The organism is Cupriavidus sp. R6-3 (assembly GCF_059772245.1).
The window spans coordinates 1-14,355 of sequence record NZ_JCBAJO010000030.1; the positions used below are offsets into that span (position 1 = coordinate 1).

The 14,355-nt window shown below is 69.5% G+C and carries 15 protein-coding genes and 1 pseudogene; 6 read left to right on the forward strand and 10 right to left on the reverse strand.

Annotated elements, in window-relative coordinates:
• Nucleotides 1-214: pseudogene (locus tag AC6EI8_RS08175) on the reverse strand (hypothetical protein); the annotation flags it as partial.
• Nucleotides 215-511: 297 nt separating this feature from the next.
• Here AC6EI8_RS08175 and AC6EI8_RS08180 point away from each other — a divergent pair.
• Together AC6EI8_RS08180 and AC6EI8_RS08185 are read left to right on the forward strand one after the other, a co-directional pair.
• Complete coding sequence (locus tag AC6EI8_RS08180; protein WP_498381688.1) at nt 512-1,252, forward strand: response regulator; 741 nt, start codon at nt 512-514, stop codon at nt 1,250-1,252.
• Nucleotides 1,249-2,526 (forward strand): ATP-binding protein, encoded by a 1,278-nt coding sequence (locus AC6EI8_RS08185; protein ID WP_150081631.1) that lies wholly within the window; start codon nt 1,249-1,251, stop codon nt 2,524-2,526. The genes AC6EI8_RS08180 and AC6EI8_RS08185 overlap by 4 nt, the downstream gene beginning before the upstream one ends.
• A 114-nt stretch (nt 2,527-2,640) precedes the next feature.
• Here the strand turns inward: AC6EI8_RS08185 and plsY are convergent, their stop codons facing one another.
• From plsY to AC6EI8_RS08215, 6 genes are all read right to left on the reverse strand, one after another.
• Nucleotides 2,641-3,264 (reverse strand): glycerol-3-phosphate 1-O-acyltransferase PlsY, encoded by a 624-nt coding sequence (plsY, locus tag AC6EI8_RS08190; protein ID WP_149316847.1) that lies wholly within the window; start codon nt 3,262-3,264, stop codon nt 2,641-2,643.
• Between the two features lie 156 nt (nt 3,265-3,420).
• Entirely contained in the window at nt 3,421-3,915 is a 495-nt protein-coding gene (gene ybaK / locus AC6EI8_RS08195; protein ID WP_149316848.1) for a Cys-tRNA(Pro) deacylase, read from the reverse strand.
• A gap of 93 nt (nt 3,916-4,008) precedes the next feature.
• Nucleotides 4,009-4,905: a site-specific tyrosine recombinase XerD gene (xerD, locus tag AC6EI8_RS08200; protein ID WP_149317100.1), complete on the reverse strand. Its 897-nt coding sequence runs from the start codon at nt 4,903-4,905 to the stop codon at nt 4,009-4,011.
• Between the two features lie 128 nt (nt 4,906-5,033).
• Complete coding sequence (locus AC6EI8_RS08205; protein ID WP_498381689.1) at nt 5,034-5,600, reverse strand: methylated-DNA--[protein]-cysteine S-methyltransferase; 567 nt, start codon at nt 5,598-5,600, stop codon at nt 5,034-5,036.
• Between the two features lie 201 nt (nt 5,601-5,801).
• Nucleotides 5,802-6,773, reverse strand: a complete 972-nt coding sequence (locus AC6EI8_RS08210; protein ID WP_149316849.1) for a tripartite tricarboxylate transporter substrate binding protein BugE — start codon at nt 6,771-6,773, stop codon at nt 5,802-5,804.
• 112 nt (nt 6,774-6,885) lie between these two features.
• Nucleotides 6,886-7,536 (reverse strand): chalcone isomerase family protein, encoded by a 651-nt coding sequence (locus AC6EI8_RS08215; RefSeq protein ID WP_150081634.1) that lies wholly within the window; start codon nt 7,534-7,536, stop codon nt 6,886-6,888.
• A gap of 225 nt (nt 7,537-7,761) precedes the next feature.
• On the opposite strand from AC6EI8_RS08215, the gene AC6EI8_RS08220 reads away from it, so the two are divergent.
• On the forward strand, nt 7,762-8,655 hold the full coding sequence (locus AC6EI8_RS08220; RefSeq protein WP_150081637.1) for an AEC family transporter: 894 nt from the start codon (nt 7,762-7,764) through the stop codon (nt 8,653-8,655).
• On the opposite strand, the gene AC6EI8_RS08225 is transcribed toward AC6EI8_RS08220, so the two are convergent.
• Together AC6EI8_RS08225 and queG are read right to left on the reverse strand one after the other, a co-directional pair.
• Entirely contained in the window at nt 8,648-8,779 is a 132-nt protein-coding gene (locus tag AC6EI8_RS08225) for a hypothetical protein (protein ID WP_498381690.1), read from the reverse strand. The genes AC6EI8_RS08220 and AC6EI8_RS08225 overlap by 8 nt on opposite strands.
• A gap of 14 nt (nt 8,780-8,793) precedes the next feature.
• On the reverse strand, nt 8,794-9,999 hold the full coding sequence (gene queG, locus AC6EI8_RS08230; RefSeq protein WP_498381691.1) for a tRNA epoxyqueuosine(34) reductase QueG: 1,206 nt from the start codon (nt 9,997-9,999) through the stop codon (nt 8,794-8,796).
• 16 nt (nt 10,000-10,015) lie between these two features.
• Here queG and tsaE point away from each other — a divergent pair, with 16 nt between their 5' ends.
• Nucleotides 10,016-10,528 carry a tRNA (adenosine(37)-N6)-threonylcarbamoyltransferase complex ATPase subunit type 1 TsaE gene (gene tsaE, locus AC6EI8_RS08235; protein ID WP_149316853.1) on the forward strand — a complete coding sequence of 171 codons (513 nt, stop codon included), beginning with the start codon at nt 10,016-10,018 and terminating at the stop codon, nt 10,526-10,528.
• Nucleotides 10,522-12,042, forward strand: a complete 1,521-nt coding sequence (locus AC6EI8_RS08240; RefSeq protein WP_149316854.1) for an N-acetylmuramoyl-L-alanine amidase — start codon at nt 10,522-10,524, stop codon at nt 12,040-12,042. Before tsaE ends, AC6EI8_RS08240 begins: the two co-directional genes overlap by 7 nt.
• Before the next feature lie 172 nt (nt 12,043-12,214).
• Here AC6EI8_RS08240 and AC6EI8_RS08245 read toward each other — a convergent pair whose 3' ends face one another.
• The gene (locus AC6EI8_RS08245; protein ID WP_149316855.1) at nt 12,215-13,234 is read right to left on the reverse strand and encodes a bile acid:sodium symporter family protein; all 1,020 of its coding nucleotides are present in this window, start codon (nt 13,232-13,234) and stop codon (nt 12,215-12,217) included.
• A gap of 163 nt (nt 13,235-13,397) precedes the next feature.
• Here AC6EI8_RS08245 and AC6EI8_RS08250 point away from each other — a divergent pair, with 163 nt between their 5' ends.
• A complete protein-coding gene (locus tag AC6EI8_RS08250) occupies nt 13,398-14,291 on the forward strand; it encodes a LysR family transcriptional regulator (protein ID WP_149316856.1) in 894 nt (297 codons plus the stop codon).
• The last annotated feature ends 64 nt before the right edge of the window (nt 14,292-14,355 follow it).

Consider the following 14,355-nt stretch of genomic DNA (forward strand, 5'->3'; position numbering starts at 1 on the left):
CGCGGCGGCGGCGCGGATGGCCAGGCTCGGATGGCGGGACGGGGCCGTTGCGGCGCTCGGGGCCGGCATCCGGGCGGATGGTGGGGCCATCAGCGGGGCGGTCAGCGCGGCCATCAGCGGGCCGGCCGGCGGGCGCCTCGGTGGAGGCGTCGATCGGATGATTCTCGCCGTGCGTCGTGGGTTTGGCGGGCTGGTTGGAATCGGAATTGGCCATTCACTGGGGTCCTGGAGCGGGTCCTGAAGCGGATCCGGATGCGGGGCCTGCGCACGCGGCGCTGCGCGGCCCTGTCGATCGATGGAAAGACGCAGAAGTATGCCGCAACGGTCGGAGCCGGCTCCGGATGCGGAGCGGGGGCGACCTGCGGCGACGTGGCAAGGATACGGCGTGAGGCGGGGCAGACCTATGTCGGCGGGGAAGGGCTTTATTACAGATAATTACCAGCGCGCCCCGTGTAACTTGCCGAAACAACATTGCGGCGGCCCGGCCGGCGTGCCTGTTTATCATCCGGCTATGCGACCCAATCAGCCCACCCAGATCCTGGTCGTCGACGACGATCCCGACTTGCGCGACCTGCTGCGCGAGTACCTGACCCAGCAAGGCTTCGCCGTTTCGGTGCTGCACGACGGCGACGGCCTGCAGGCCCGCCTCGAACGCGAACGCCCGGCCCTGATCGTGCTCGACCTGATGATGCCCAAGGTCGACGGCCTGACCGCGCTGCGCAAGCTGCGCGCCCGCAACGACGATATCCCGGTGATCCTGCTGACCGCGCGCAGCGACGAGATCGACCGCATCGTCGGCCTCGAGATCGGCGCCGACGACTATCTGGGCAAGCCGTTCTCCCCGCGCGAGCTGCTGGCCCGCATCAACGCGGTGCTGCGCCGCAAGCTGGCGCGTCCGGCGGCGGCGCCCGAGGACCGCGACAGCGCGACCTTCGGCCCGTTCAAGGTCGACTTCCGCCAGCGCACGCTGGTGCGCTCCGGGCAGGCGCTGCCGATCAGCGACACCGAATTCGCGCTGCTGAAGCTGCTGCTGATGCATCCGCTCGAAGTGCTGTCGCGCGAGCGCATCGTCGAGCTGATGTACGGCGCGGCCAGCGGCGTCAGCGACCGCGGCATCGACGTGCAGATCTGGCGCCTGCGCCGGCTGCTCGACGAGGACGCGCAGCGGCCCCGCTATATCCAGACCGTGCGCGGGCGCGGTTACACCTTCGTGCCCGACGAGGCAGAGCAGGTGGACCAGGCCGCGTCATGAAGCTGCGCATCGACACCCTGTTCGGCCGCATGGCGCTGCTGATTGCCGCGGTGCTGGTGATCAGCCATTTCTCGTGGCTGGCGATCCTGCGCATGGACCGCCGCGAGCAGCGCATGGAATATTCGGTCGAGCAGATGCTGTTCCAGCTCGACAGCATCCAGCGCGCGCTCGACGCCAGGCCGCCGGCGAAGCTGCCGAGCCTGGTCGAGGTCGCCGGCGAGGCCAGCGCCGAGGAACATGCGCGCGCGCCGACCGACCGCTCGCGCCGGCTGGTCGAACGCTTCTCGGGCCGGCTGCCGCCGGGCACCCAGGTGCGCATCGAGGACGAGGACACGCCGCGCATCTGGATCAAGCTGCCGACGCGCCAGGACTGGATCGCGATGCCGATCCTGTGGGTCCATAACCCGCCGCTGGACAACCGGCTGATTCCCGGGGCGATGCTGGTGGTCAGCGTGGCGATCGTGTTCGCGCTGCTGATCGCATGGCAGATCCAGCGGCCGGTGCGCGAAATGGCCAATGCCGCCGGGCAGCTGTCGCGCCAGCAGCCGGTGGCGCCGCTGCGCGAGCGCGGCCCGCTGGAGCTGCGCCAGCTGATCGAGCGCTTCAACAAGATGGTGGCCGACCTGGCGCGCATCGACCAGGAGCGCAACACGATGCTGGCCGGCATCGCGCACGACCTGAAGACGCCGCTGGCGCGGCTGCGGCTGCGCGCCGAGATGCTGGCCGATCCGAAGGCGGCGGCGGGCGTCACGCGCGACGTCGACTCGATGTCGGCGATCGTGGAGCAGTTCCTGGCCTTCGCGCAGAGCGCCGAGCCGACCGCGCGGCCGGTGCCGGTCGATCGCCGCATGGCGGAGCTGGCGGCGTCGCTCGCCGAGCAGGAGCGTCCGGTGGACCTGTCGCTGGAGGCCGGCGAAGGCTTCCGGCTGATCGCCACGCAGCTCGATCGCATCATCGGCAACCTGGTCGACAACGCCTACCACTACGGCGCGCCGCCGGTCAGCATCCGCACCGCGCGCGTGGCGGAGGGGTGGCAGCTGGTGGTCGAGGACGCGGGCGGCGGCATTCCGGAGGATGCCTTCGACAAGGTCACGCTGCCGTTCGTGCGGCTGGACCCGGCCCGCGGCGGCAATGCGCATTCGGGCCTGGGGCTGGCGATCGTCGATCGGCTGGTGCGCCAGTCCGGTGGCAGGCTGACGCTGGCCAACCGGCCCGAGGGCGGCCTGCGCGTCGAGATGGTGTTCCCGTTCGCGCAGCTGGCCAAGGCGGCCTGAGGCATGCCGTCGTCCCCGCGAAGGCGGGGATCCGGTGACTTGCGATGGATCGCGTGCGGGCGAAAGACCGGGGCCCCGCCTGCGCGGAGGCGACGAGCAACGTGCAGCCGCGGCTTACTGCTGCGGCTTTTTCTTTTCGCCGATGCGGCTTTCCTGGCCCGCCAGCAGCTTGGCGATGTTCTGGCGGTGGCGCAGGATCAGCAGCGCGCTGATGGCGAGGATCGCCGCGGCAACCACGTCGGTGCCGAACATCAGCACGTAGAAGAACGGCGCGAACACGGCGGACACCAGCGCGGCCAGCGACGAGTAGCGGAAGAAGGCGGCGATGATCAGCCAGGTCGCCAGCGTGCCCAGCCCGAGCCACGGATGGATCGCGAACAGGATGCCGGCCGCGGTCGCCACGCCCTTGCCGCCCGCAAAGCGGTGGAACACCGGGAACAGATGCCCGAGGAACACCGCCACCGCGACCAGCGCGATGCCGGTCTGGTCGACGCCGTAGTCCGGCCCGAAGCGCTGCGCCAGCCAGACCGCCAGCCAGCCCTTGAGGCCGTCGCCGAGCAGCGTCAGCAGCGCCGCCTTCTTGTTGCCGGTGCGCAGCACGTTGGTCGCGCCCGGATTGCCGGAGCCGTAGGAGTGCGGATCGGGCAGCCCCATCGTCTTGCTGACCACGACAGCGAAGGAGATCGAACCGATCAGGTAGGCGAGCAGGGCGAACAGCGGATTGGCGAGATTGGCCATGGGCGGGGTCGAAGACGGGGTCGAAAAAGCAGCGGAAGGGCGGAGGAGAACCGCAACGGGAGCAAAAAACTGGCGCGATTGTAGCGCGCCGGCGTGGCGCTCACGACCGTGATTACCCGGGCACGGAGGAACGCACAGGCCGGCGCGCGGGCGTGCTCAGCCCTCCGCCAGCCCGCATTGCACTGGCCTGGCGCCGAGCAGCGTAGTCAGCACGGCCGGCTCGATGCTGACCAGATAGCCGCGCCGGCCGCCGTTGATATAGATGCGCTCGAGCGCCAGCACGCCTTCCTCGACATAGACCGGCATCCGCTTGCGCGTGCCGAACGGCGAGGTGCCGCCGACCAGGTAGCCGCTGTGGCGCTGCGCGACCTCGGGCTTGCACGGCTGCACGCTCTTGCAGCCGATCTGCCGCGCGAGGTTCTTGGTCGAGACGGTGCGGTCGCCATGCATCAGCACGATCAGCGGCTGCGCCTTGTCGTCTTCCATCACCAGCGTCTTGACCACGTGGTGCTCGTCGACGCCGAGCTGCCGCGCCGATTCCTCGGTGCCGCCGTGCTCGACGTAGTCGTAGGGGTGCTCGCCGAACGCGATGCCGTGCTGGCGCAGCATCTGCGTGGCGGGCGTTTCGGAGATGTGTCTGGACTTGGCCATGTTGTGCCCGTGTCTGCCTTGTCTTGCTCTGTCTTGCTCTGTCTTGCCGGGTTCGTCTTGTCGTGCCTGGGGATGCGCCGCGCCTTGGCGCGACTATCCGCGCGGATGATGCTGCTGATGCAGGACGCGCAGCCGCTCGCGCGCGACGTGCGTGTAGATCTGCGTGGTCGAGATGTCGGCATGCCCCAGCAGCAGCTGCACCACGCGCAGGTCGGCACCATGGTTCAGCAGGTGCGTCGCGAAGGCATGGCGCAGCGTGTGCGGCGACAGCGGGGCGTGGATCTCGGCCTGGCGCGCATAGCGCTTGATCAGGTACCAGAAGGCCTGGCGCGTCATCGCCTCGCCGCGCTGGGTCACGAACAGCGCGTCGCTGCCGCGCTGGCCGAGCAGCGCGGGACGCGCGCTGGCCAGATAGCGGCGCAACCAGACGCCGGCCTCGGCGCCGAACGGCACCAGCCGCTCCTTGTTGCCCTTGCCGCTGACGACGCGCGCGACGCCCTCGTTCAGGCCGATCTCCACCGTCTTCATCTGCGTCAGCTCGGACACGCGCAGGCCGCTGGCGTACATCAGCTCCAGCATCGTGCGGTCGCGCAGGCCGAGCGGCGTGTCGATGTCCGGCGCCTGCAGCAGCGCCTCGACCTGGGCCTCGCTCAGCGTCTTCGGAAAGCGCGGCGGCTGCTTGGCGGCGCGCAGCAGCAGGCAGGGGTCGGCCTGGACCAGATGCTCGCGCAGCGCCCAGCGGAAGAAGCGCCGGAATACCGCGAGCCGCCGGTTCGCCGACGAGGCGCGCGTGTCGGGATGGCGCGCGGCAAAGTAGCCGGACAGCGCGCCGTCGTCGGCCGCCAGCAGGGCCACCCCGCGTTCGCCGCGCAGCCAGCGCGCCAGCAGCGCGAGATCGCGGCGGTAGGCGTCGATGGTGTTGCGCGCGAGGCCGTCCTCGAGCCACAGCGCGTCGCAGAAGCGGTCGACCAGCGTCAGGTCGGCGGCGATGTCGGCTTCGAGCTGGGCCTCCCGGTCGTCGTTCCGGGCGTTGTTCGGGCCACCGTTCGGACCACCGTTCGGGCCATTGTTCGGCACCGGCGGGTTCGCCAGCGCCGCCGTGCTGTGGTGCCGCGCGCTCACAGCAGCATCACCCGCTCGTGGCGCAGCAGCCAGCGTTTGACTTCGAGATGGAAGCCGTCCTCGCCGTGATGGGCGAAGCCGCCCAGACCCTTGGCCCCGACCACGCGATGGCAGGGCACCACCAGCGGAAAGGGGTTGTCGCCACAGGCCTGGCCCACCGCGCGCGCGGTGCCGCCGATATTGGCCGCCAGTTCGCCATAGGTCGCGGTGCGGCCGCACCGCACGCTGCGGATCGCCTGCCAGACGCGGCGCTGGAAGTCGGTGCCGGTGCCGGCGAGCGGCACGTCGAGCGGCGCATCGGGATCGGCATAGTAGGCCTCGAGCTGCGCCGCCAGCTGCCGGATCGGCGGCAGGTCGGAGTCGCGCGGTGCGAAACGCTCGGGAAGGAAATGGATCGCGTGGACGCACTGCGCGTCCGCGCGCACGCCGATGCGGCCGAACGGGGCGGCGAGGATGGCATCGAAGCGGGCGGCGAGCCTGGCGTCGCGTAGCGCCGCACTGCTGTCGGTGTCGGGGCGCGGCGCGGGCGGGGAATCCGTGGACGGATCCGAATGGGAATGCATGGCGTGACAACGGTCGATCCGGATACCGGATTCTAGTGCCTTGACGCTCCCCGTGCTGATCGGGTGCGCCTTTCCCGCTGGCGGGAGAGGCGAGTCTGTTGCCTCGACCTCGCGGCTTGGCAAAGAAAAGAGGGCTCCGCGGAGCCCTCTTCGATCCTGCAGACAGGCGCCGGCCGATGGACGGCGGCCTGCGTCAGGCCATCACTGCTCGAGCTTGATGTTCTGCACCTTGACCAGGTTGCGCATCTTGTCGAACTCCTTCTTGATCTCGGCGGCGTGCTGGGCCGGCGTGTTGCCCGACGGCTCGGCGCCGGCGGCGATCAGGCGTTCGCGGAAGCCCTTGTCCTGCAGCGCCTTGACGGCGGCCTCGTTGAGCTTCTTGATGATGTCGTCGGGCGTGCCGGCCGGCGCCACCAGGCCGTACCAGGCCGGATCGTTCGGCTCCTTCAGGCCCATTTCGCCGAAGGTTGGCACGTTCGGCAGCGAGTCCAGGCGCTTCTCGGCGGCCACCACGATCGGGCGCAGCTTGCCGGCCTTGATGTGCGGCATCGACGAGGGCAGGTTGTCGACCATGATCGGCACCTGGCCGGCCAGCACGTCGTTCAGTGCCGGGCCCGCGCCGCGGTAGGGGATATGGACCATGAAGGTCTTGGTCGAGACCTTGAACTGCTCGCCCAGCATGTGGCCGAAGCCGCAGGTGCCCGACGACGCGTACGAATACTTGCCCGGGTTGGCCTTCAGCGTGGCCAGGAATTCCTTGTAGTCCTTGGCCGGGAAGTTCGGGTTGACCGCGATCACGTTGGCGACGTTGGCCAGGTTCGTGATGGGCTTGAAGTCCTTGATCGGGTCGTACGACAGCTTCGGATTGCAGGCCGGGTTGACCGCCATCGTCGACACCGTCGAGATGCCGATCGTGTAGCCGTCCGGCGCCGCCTTGGCGATCGCGTCGGCGCCGATCGAGCCGCCGCCACCGGCGCGGTTCTCGACCACCACCGGCTGGCCCAGGATCTTGCTCATCTGGTCGGCCGCGCCGCGGCCCACGATGTCCGTCGTGCCGCCCGGGGCGAACGGAATGATCAGCTTGATCGGCTTGGTCGGATAGTTGCTCTGTGCCTGTGCCAGCGAGGCGCAGGCGGCCAGACCCAGGGCCAGGGCAATGTGCTTGGTTTGCATGAGATCGTGTCTCCCGTCGTGAAGCCGGACGGAGAGTGTCCGTCCAGAACTGAAAATGCCGGCCAGGGACCCGGTAGGGCCCGCCGCGCCGGCGCGATGCATCGGCGGCCCGTCAGCCGCCGAGCAGGCCGCGCTTCAGGTCGCGATCGACCGGGCGTTCGCCCAGGAAGATGCGCAGCACGGCCTGGTAGAAATCCTCGCCGGGGATGGGCTTGCCGCGCGGCGTGCCATTGACGGCGATCACCGTGCCGCTGTCCGGCGTGTAGTCGAAGTCGATCACGTCGCCCTTGCGCGCCGTGCCGACCTGGTTCATCGCCTGCTCCAGCTGGTGCAGGCGATCGGCGAACTTCTCCAGCTGCGCCTCGTTGTGGTTCTCCCGCATGCCTTCGTTCAGCGCCTTGACGAAGGTGCTCGATTCCACCTCGCGCAGCGGCCGGATCTGCAGCCGCTTGGGACCCTTGGCGCCCAGCACCACGGCGGCGTTGCGCACCTTCTCGGGCAGGTACAGCGCGGCGACATAACCCTTGACGATGAACACCGAGCGCAGGCCCGCGCCGTTCAGCTGCAGTTCCTTGCCACCGAGGCGCGTCGCCTCGTCCAGCCGCACGCCCTCGATCTCCATCGCGCCAGCGGCCATCGGCAGCGCGCCCGCGACGGCCACGCAGCAGATCGCCAGCCACTGGCGCAGGCGGCGTGCGGTCCGTGCGGTTCCTCCGGTCCGATCGAACGGAACGCGGGCGGAAGGGCGGCGGGGGGCGGGCATGGCGGGGCGGTACATCGAGAACGGAATGGCAGGCGGAACAAGATCGACGGAAATCCGGAGCGTGCCATCTTCCGGGTTTTCTGAAACAATACCAATCCGTATCTGCCCTAGGGCGCACTCCGGGCCGCTTCGCCTCGCTCGCGGAGCGCCGTCCGCACGGGGCTCCTGCCATCCTTCCTGACATCCTCCGACGCGCCCCCGCGTCCCGACAACAACAAGACGCCGATGTCGCCTGCTCTGCTGATGGTGCCCGATTTCAGCCTGATCCTGATCGGCTGGCTGCTGGTGCGCTATACCTCGTTCGACCGCGCTTTCTGGTCCGGCGTCGAACGGCTGGTCTACTTCGTGCTGTTTCCCGCGCTGCTGCTGCAGGCGACCAACAGCGCGGTATTCGATTTTTCGACCACCTCGGCGATGCTTGGGCTGGCGGTGCTGACCACGGTGTTCGGCATGGCCGCCGGCTACGCGGTCAAGTGGGTGCTGCGGCCGAACCCGGTCGATTTCGCCTCCGGGCTGCAGACGGCGTTCCGCTTCAACTCGTACATTGCGCTGGCGCTGGCCTCCCGCCTGGGCGGCAGCGAAGGGCTGGCGATGATGGCGGTGATCGTCGGCTGCGTGGTGCCGATGTGCAATGTCGCCGCGGTGTGGGCGCTGGCCCGGCACGGCGAGGCGCGGCTGTGGCGCGAGCTGGCGCGCAATCCGCTGATCCTGGCCACGGCCGGCGGCCTGATCACCAATCTGCTCGGCCTGCATCCGCCCGAAGTCCTTGGCATGACGCTGGCCCGGCTGGGTTCGGCCTCGACGGCGCTGGGCCTGATGACGGTCGGCGCCGGCCTGCAGATGCGCGGCGCGGTCGGCACGATCGGGCCGGTGGCCTGGTGGACCGGGGTCAAGCTGCTGGCGATGCCGGCCTTCGCCTGGGCCGTCGGCCGCCATCTGCCGCTGTCGCCGCTGCAATTGCAGATCGCGGTGCTCTATGCCGCGATGCCGACCGCCTCGAGCGCGTACATCCTCGCGGTCCGCATGGGCGGCAACGGGCCGATGGTGGCCGCGGCGATCTCGGCGATGACGGTGTCGGCGATCTTCACCGCGCCGATGTGGCTGGCGCTGGTCAGCTAGGCGGCTGGGGCGGCTGGAGCGACAGCGACAGCGGCAGCAGCAATGGCGACAGCAGCAATGGCGACAGCAGCAATAGCGGCAGCGGCCCCACTGCAACCGGCATCGTGGCCGTGACGGTGGCCATGGTCGTGCGCGCTGCTACCGGGGCCGCTGTGCGAGCGCCCATGCCACGTGCTCGCGCACCAGCTCGGAGGGATGCTCGGCGCGCGAGAGCAAGGCCGCGCGGATGCGCTCGGCCTGCGCCGGCTCGTCGGCCCCGCGCAGCGCATTGCCAAGACCCACCGCCAGATTGCGCAGCCAGCGCTCGTGGCCGATGCGCCGGATCGGGCTGCCTTCCAGCCGCCGATTGAATTCGTCCTCGCTCCAGCCGAACAGCTCGACCATGTCGGGCGCATCGAAGCCGTTGCGCACGGCGAAGTCGGGCAGCGTCGCGCGGTGCGCGAACTTGTTCCACGGGCAGGCCAGCTGGCAGTCGTCGCAACCGTAGACGCGATTGCCCATCGGCGCGCGCAGCGGCTCGGGAATCGCGCCCTTGTGCTCGATGGTGAGGTAGGAGATGCAGCGGCGCGCATCGAGCCGGTACGGGCCGACGATGGCCTGGGTCGGACAGATGTCGATGCAGCGGCGGCACTGGCCGCAATGCGCGGAGGCGGGCGGGTCGATCGGCAGCGGCAGATCGACCAGGATCTCGCCGAGGAAGAACATCGAGCCGCCGTCGCGATCGAGCAGCAGCGTGTGTTTGCCGCGCCAGCCGAGCCCCGCCTGGCCGGCCAGCGCGACCTCCATCACCGGTGCCGAGTCGGTGAAGACGCGATAGCCGAACGGGCCGATCGCGGCCTCGATGCGGCCGGCCAGCTGCTGCAGGCGCGTGCGCAGGACCTTGTGATAGTCGCGGCCGCGGGCGTACAGCGAGATCGTGGCGGCGGTGCCGCCGGACTCGATCTGGGCGAGCCGCGCGAATTCGCGCTCGCGCCAGTCGTCGCGATCGCCGTCGTTGCCGTCGTTGCGATCGTCTTCGTCATCGGTGGAGGCGGGCAGATAGGGCATGCGCGCGACGATCGCGCGCACCGTGCCGGGCACCAGTTCGGCCGGCCGCGCGCGCTTCAGGCCATGGTTCGCCATATAATCCATGTCGCCATGGCAACCCTGCGCCAGCCACGCGAGCAGACCCGCTTCGGCATGGCTCAGGTCCACGTCGGCGACGCGCACGTCGTCGAAGCCGAGCGCCGCGCCCCAGGCGCGAATCTGCGCGACCAGCGCATGCGGATCCGCGCCGGTGGCGTGCTGCGCCGCTGGCGTCCCGCTGAGAACGGCGTCAGGCGCCTGTGCTGCTCGGTCGATCATCCGTCAATTGTACGCAATGCCCCTGCTCGAACAACGCACCGTGATCCTGCCCGACGAAGCGGCCACCGACCGCCTCGGCGCGGCGCTCGCCGGCGCGGTGCGCGCCATGCCGCCGCAGACGGTGCACGTCCAGCTCTCGGGCGATCTCGGCGCGGGCAAGACCACGCTGTCGCGCGCGGTGCTGCGCGCGCTCGGCCATGCCGGCAAGGTCCGCAGCCCGACCTACACGCTGTGCGAGCCGTACCAGGTCGCCCGCGCCGACGGTTCGCCGCTGACCGTCTATCACTTCGATCTCTATCGCTTCGCCGATCCCGAGGAATGGCTCGACGCGGGATTTCGCGACTGTTTTGCCGAGCCGGCCTTCAATCTGGTCGAGTGGCCGGAGAAGGCCGCGTCGCTGCTTGGGGAACCCGACCTGCACCTGTTGCTCCAATCGGACACCTCGCCCAGCGATGAGGCCGCCGATCGGCGAGTCGCGATCCTGCGGGCCTATACTCCAACCGGACTTCTCCTGCTGCACGCATGCTGATCAAGCGCCTCGCCACCGACCGTCCCGATGAACTGCTGCTCGCCCGCCGCAAATGGCTGGCGCAATGCCTGAAAGCCGGCGCCGGAACGGTCGTGCTGACGCTGGCGGGTCCGCAGATCGCGGCCGGCGCCGGCATCGTCGCGGTCCGTGTCTGGCCGGCCGAGGACTATACGCGGGTCACCATCGAATCGGACGAGCGCCTCGCCGCGGTCCACACGATGGTGCGCAATCCCGATCGGCTGGTGGTCGATATCGATGGCCTGGACTTGTCGCCGACGCTGCGCGAGCTGGTCGCCAAGATTACTCCCAACGATCCCTATATCCAGTCGGTGCGCGTCGGCCAGAACCGGCCGCGCGTGGTCCGGCTGGTGTTCGACCTGAAGGAAGACATCGCGCCGCAGGTCTTCACGCTGGGGCCGATCGGCCAGTACCGCAACCGGCTGGTGTTCGATCTCTACCCGGTCAATCCGCCCGATCCGCTGTGGAAGCTGGTGCGCGAGACCGAGGACAAGCAGCGCCGCTTCGCCTCGACGCCGGCCACCGAGGGCGCCGACAGCGTGGCCGGCGCGCCGTCGAGCAGCGAAGAGGATGCGATCGCCGCGCTGGTGCGCCAGTTCGAGGACCAGGCGAAGACCCCCGCCACGCCGCCGCTGCCGGCCAATCCGCCGGTGGCGTCCGCCAAACCGAAGCCGCCCGCCGCTACCGCGCCGAGCCAGCCGACCGCGCCGCAGGCGCCGCTGGCGCAGGACAAGCCGGGCAGGAACGACCCCGCCGACGATCCCGCGCCGTCGCGCTTCAAGATGCGCCGGCTGCTGACGGTGGCGATCGATCCGGGCCACGGCGGCGAGGACCCCGGCGCGATCGGCGCCGCCGGCTCGCGCGAGAAGGACGTGGTGCTGCAGATCGCCAAGCGCCTGCGCGCCAAGATCGATGCGCAGCCCAATATGCGGGCGATGATGACGCGCGACGCCGATTTCTTCGTGCCGCTGAACGTGCGCGTGCAGAAGGCGCGCCGGGTCAAGGCCGACCTGTTCGTGTCGATCCATGCCGATGCCTTCGTCAAGCCGGAGGCACGCGGCGCCTCGGTGTTCGCGCTGTCCGAGCGCGGCGCCTCGAGCTCGGCCGCGCGCTGGCTGGCCAACAAGGAGAACGCGGCCGACCTGATCGGCGGCGCCAACATGAACAACAAGGACGCGCAGGTCGCGCGCGTGCTGCTCGATCTGTCGACCACCGCGCAGATCAACGACAGCCTGCGGGTCGGCAAGGCGGTGCTGTCCGAGATCGGCGGCATGCACCAGCTGCACAAGGCGCATGTCGAGCAGGCCGGTTTTGCCGTGCTGAAGGCGCCCGACATCCCGTCGATCCTGATCGAGACCGCCTTCATCAGCAACCCGGAGGAGGAGCGCAAGCTCAACGACGAGGCCCACCAGGAGCAGCTGGCCAACGCGATCCTGCGTGGCATCCGCGGCTACTTCGCGCGTAATCCGCCGCTCGCGCGCAGCCCGTCGGTGTGAGGGCGCCCAGCCATCGACGCAACGATCAAAAGAAAAAGGCCGGCAAATCGCCGGCCTTTCCTTTTGCTGACACGCTTGTCGTCCGCGCGAAGGCGGGGACCCGGTGGCTTGTCAGGACGCTGGGCTCTCGCTGTCGCGGGAGCGTCGGCACCGGACGGCGCCGCCGTCCCGGTCAAGCCCGCGCGACCGCGCCTTCGATCTGCTCGCGGTTGGCATAGCGCGACGCCATCACCGAGCAGACGATCAGCTGCAGCTGGTGATAGACCATCAGCGGCAGCACCAGCAGGCCCAGCGCCGGGTGGCCGGCGAACAGGATCTTGGCCATCGGGATGCCGTTGGCCAGGCTCTTCTTCGAGCCGCAGAACACCGCGGTGATCTCGTCCTCGACCGAGAAGCCGAGGCGGCGAGCGACGAAGGTGGTGGTGGCCAGGATCGCGAACAGCAGCACCGCGGCCAGCGCCATCACGGCGGCGATGGTCTGCCAGCTGTACTGGTGCCACAGGCCCTCGGAGGTGGCATCGCAGAACGACGAGTAAACGATCAGCACGATCACGCCGCGGTCGATCTTGCTGGTGATGGCCTTGTGTCGCCCCAGCCAGGCGCCGATTACCGGACGGGCCAGCTGGCCCAGCGCGAACGGCAGCAGCAGCTGCAGCGCCACGCCGGTCAGGGCCTTGCCCAGCGGCATCGACGCGCCGCTGGCGCTGATCACCAGGCCCATCAGCAGCGGGGTCAGCGCCATGCCGATCAGGCCGGAGATGGTCGCGTTGAAGATCGCACCGGGCACGTTGCCGCGCGCCATCGAGGTCATCGCCACCGACGACGAGACGGTGGACGGCAGCGCGCACAGGAAGAACACGCCCAGCAGCAGATCGGCCGGCAGCTGGTCGCGCAGCGCGAACATCAGCACCGCGCCGATCAGCGGGAACACCACGTAGGTGAAGGCCTGCACGAAGGTGTGCAGGCGCCAGTGGCGCGCGCCGGCGACCAGCTTGTCGCGCGACAGCGCGGCGCCGTGCAGGAAGAACACCAGCGCGACGCCGAGGCTGGTCACCAGCCCGAGGTGCAGCGGGCCGTCGCCGGTGCCGACCTCGGGGGCGGCCAGCGCCAGCGCGATCGCGGCCAGCATGATCAGCACGAAGCCGTCGATCAGATCGTAGAGTTTCTTGAAGGGATTCAGCAGGAAGGACATGACTGCGTGGACTGAAGCGCACCGGAGCGGCGCGCCGGAACGAAGGGTTTAAAAGAAGAAGAAATAGACAGAAAACGGTGGAATCAGGGTTAACGCTGGTATTGGACGATAGTCCTGTCTAGAATGCAAATTCATTTGTCGTATTCATTGATATGGTTGACGCATGAATTACACCTTGCGGCAGTTGCGTGTCTTCCTGGCGGTGGCGTCGCACGGCAGTTTCAGCCGGGCGGCGGACGCGGTCGGGCTGACGCAGCCGGCGGTCAGCCGGGGCGTGGCGGAGCTGGAAGAGGCGCTTGGGCTGCGCCTGCTGGACCGCACCACGCGTGAAGTGGTGCTGACCGATGCCGGCCAGGCGCTGGTGCCGGCGCTGGAGCGGCTGCTCGGCCAGCTCGACGACACGCTGGAGGAGACGCGCCAGCTCGGCGAGCGTTACCGCGGCCGGGTGGTGATCGCCAGCGCGCCGACCATCTCGGCGCGGCTGATGCCGCTGTATGTGGCCGCCTGCGCGCGGCAATATCCGGAGGTGCGGCTGTCGGTGCGCGACAACGTGCAGGCCGACGGGCTCGAGCAGATCCGCGCCGGCGCGGTCGATTTCGGCGTGCTGATCGACCCGTTGGCCAGCGAAGGGCTGGAGACCGTGCCGCTGGGCACCGATCCGTTCTGCTTCGTCTGCCGCGACGACGATCCGTTGGCAAGACGCGACACGGTGTCGTGGTCCGCGCTCGACGGGGTGCCGCTGGTGCTGCTGGATTTCGCATCCGGCAGCCGCCCGCTGATCGACCGCGTGTTCGCGATGCACGGCGTGACGCCGCGCGTGGTGCAGGAGCTGGGCCACTCGGCCAGCGTGTTCGGCATGGTGCAGGCCGGCATCGGGGCGTCGGTGCTGCCGTCGTTCTCGCTGCCGCTGCCGGCCGCGTCGAACCTGGTGTGGCGCCCGCTGGTGCCGCAGGAGGAGCGGCGCATCGTGATGGTCCGCCGCGAGGACCGTTCGCTGTCGCCGGCGGCCGCGGCGGTGTGGGAGATGGTCAGGACGATGCCGATTCCGGCGGCTTGAGGTTCAGGGGCGGGGAGAGGGCAGCGGCGGTCGTCATGCCACCGCCGCCCCGCCATCGCCGCCT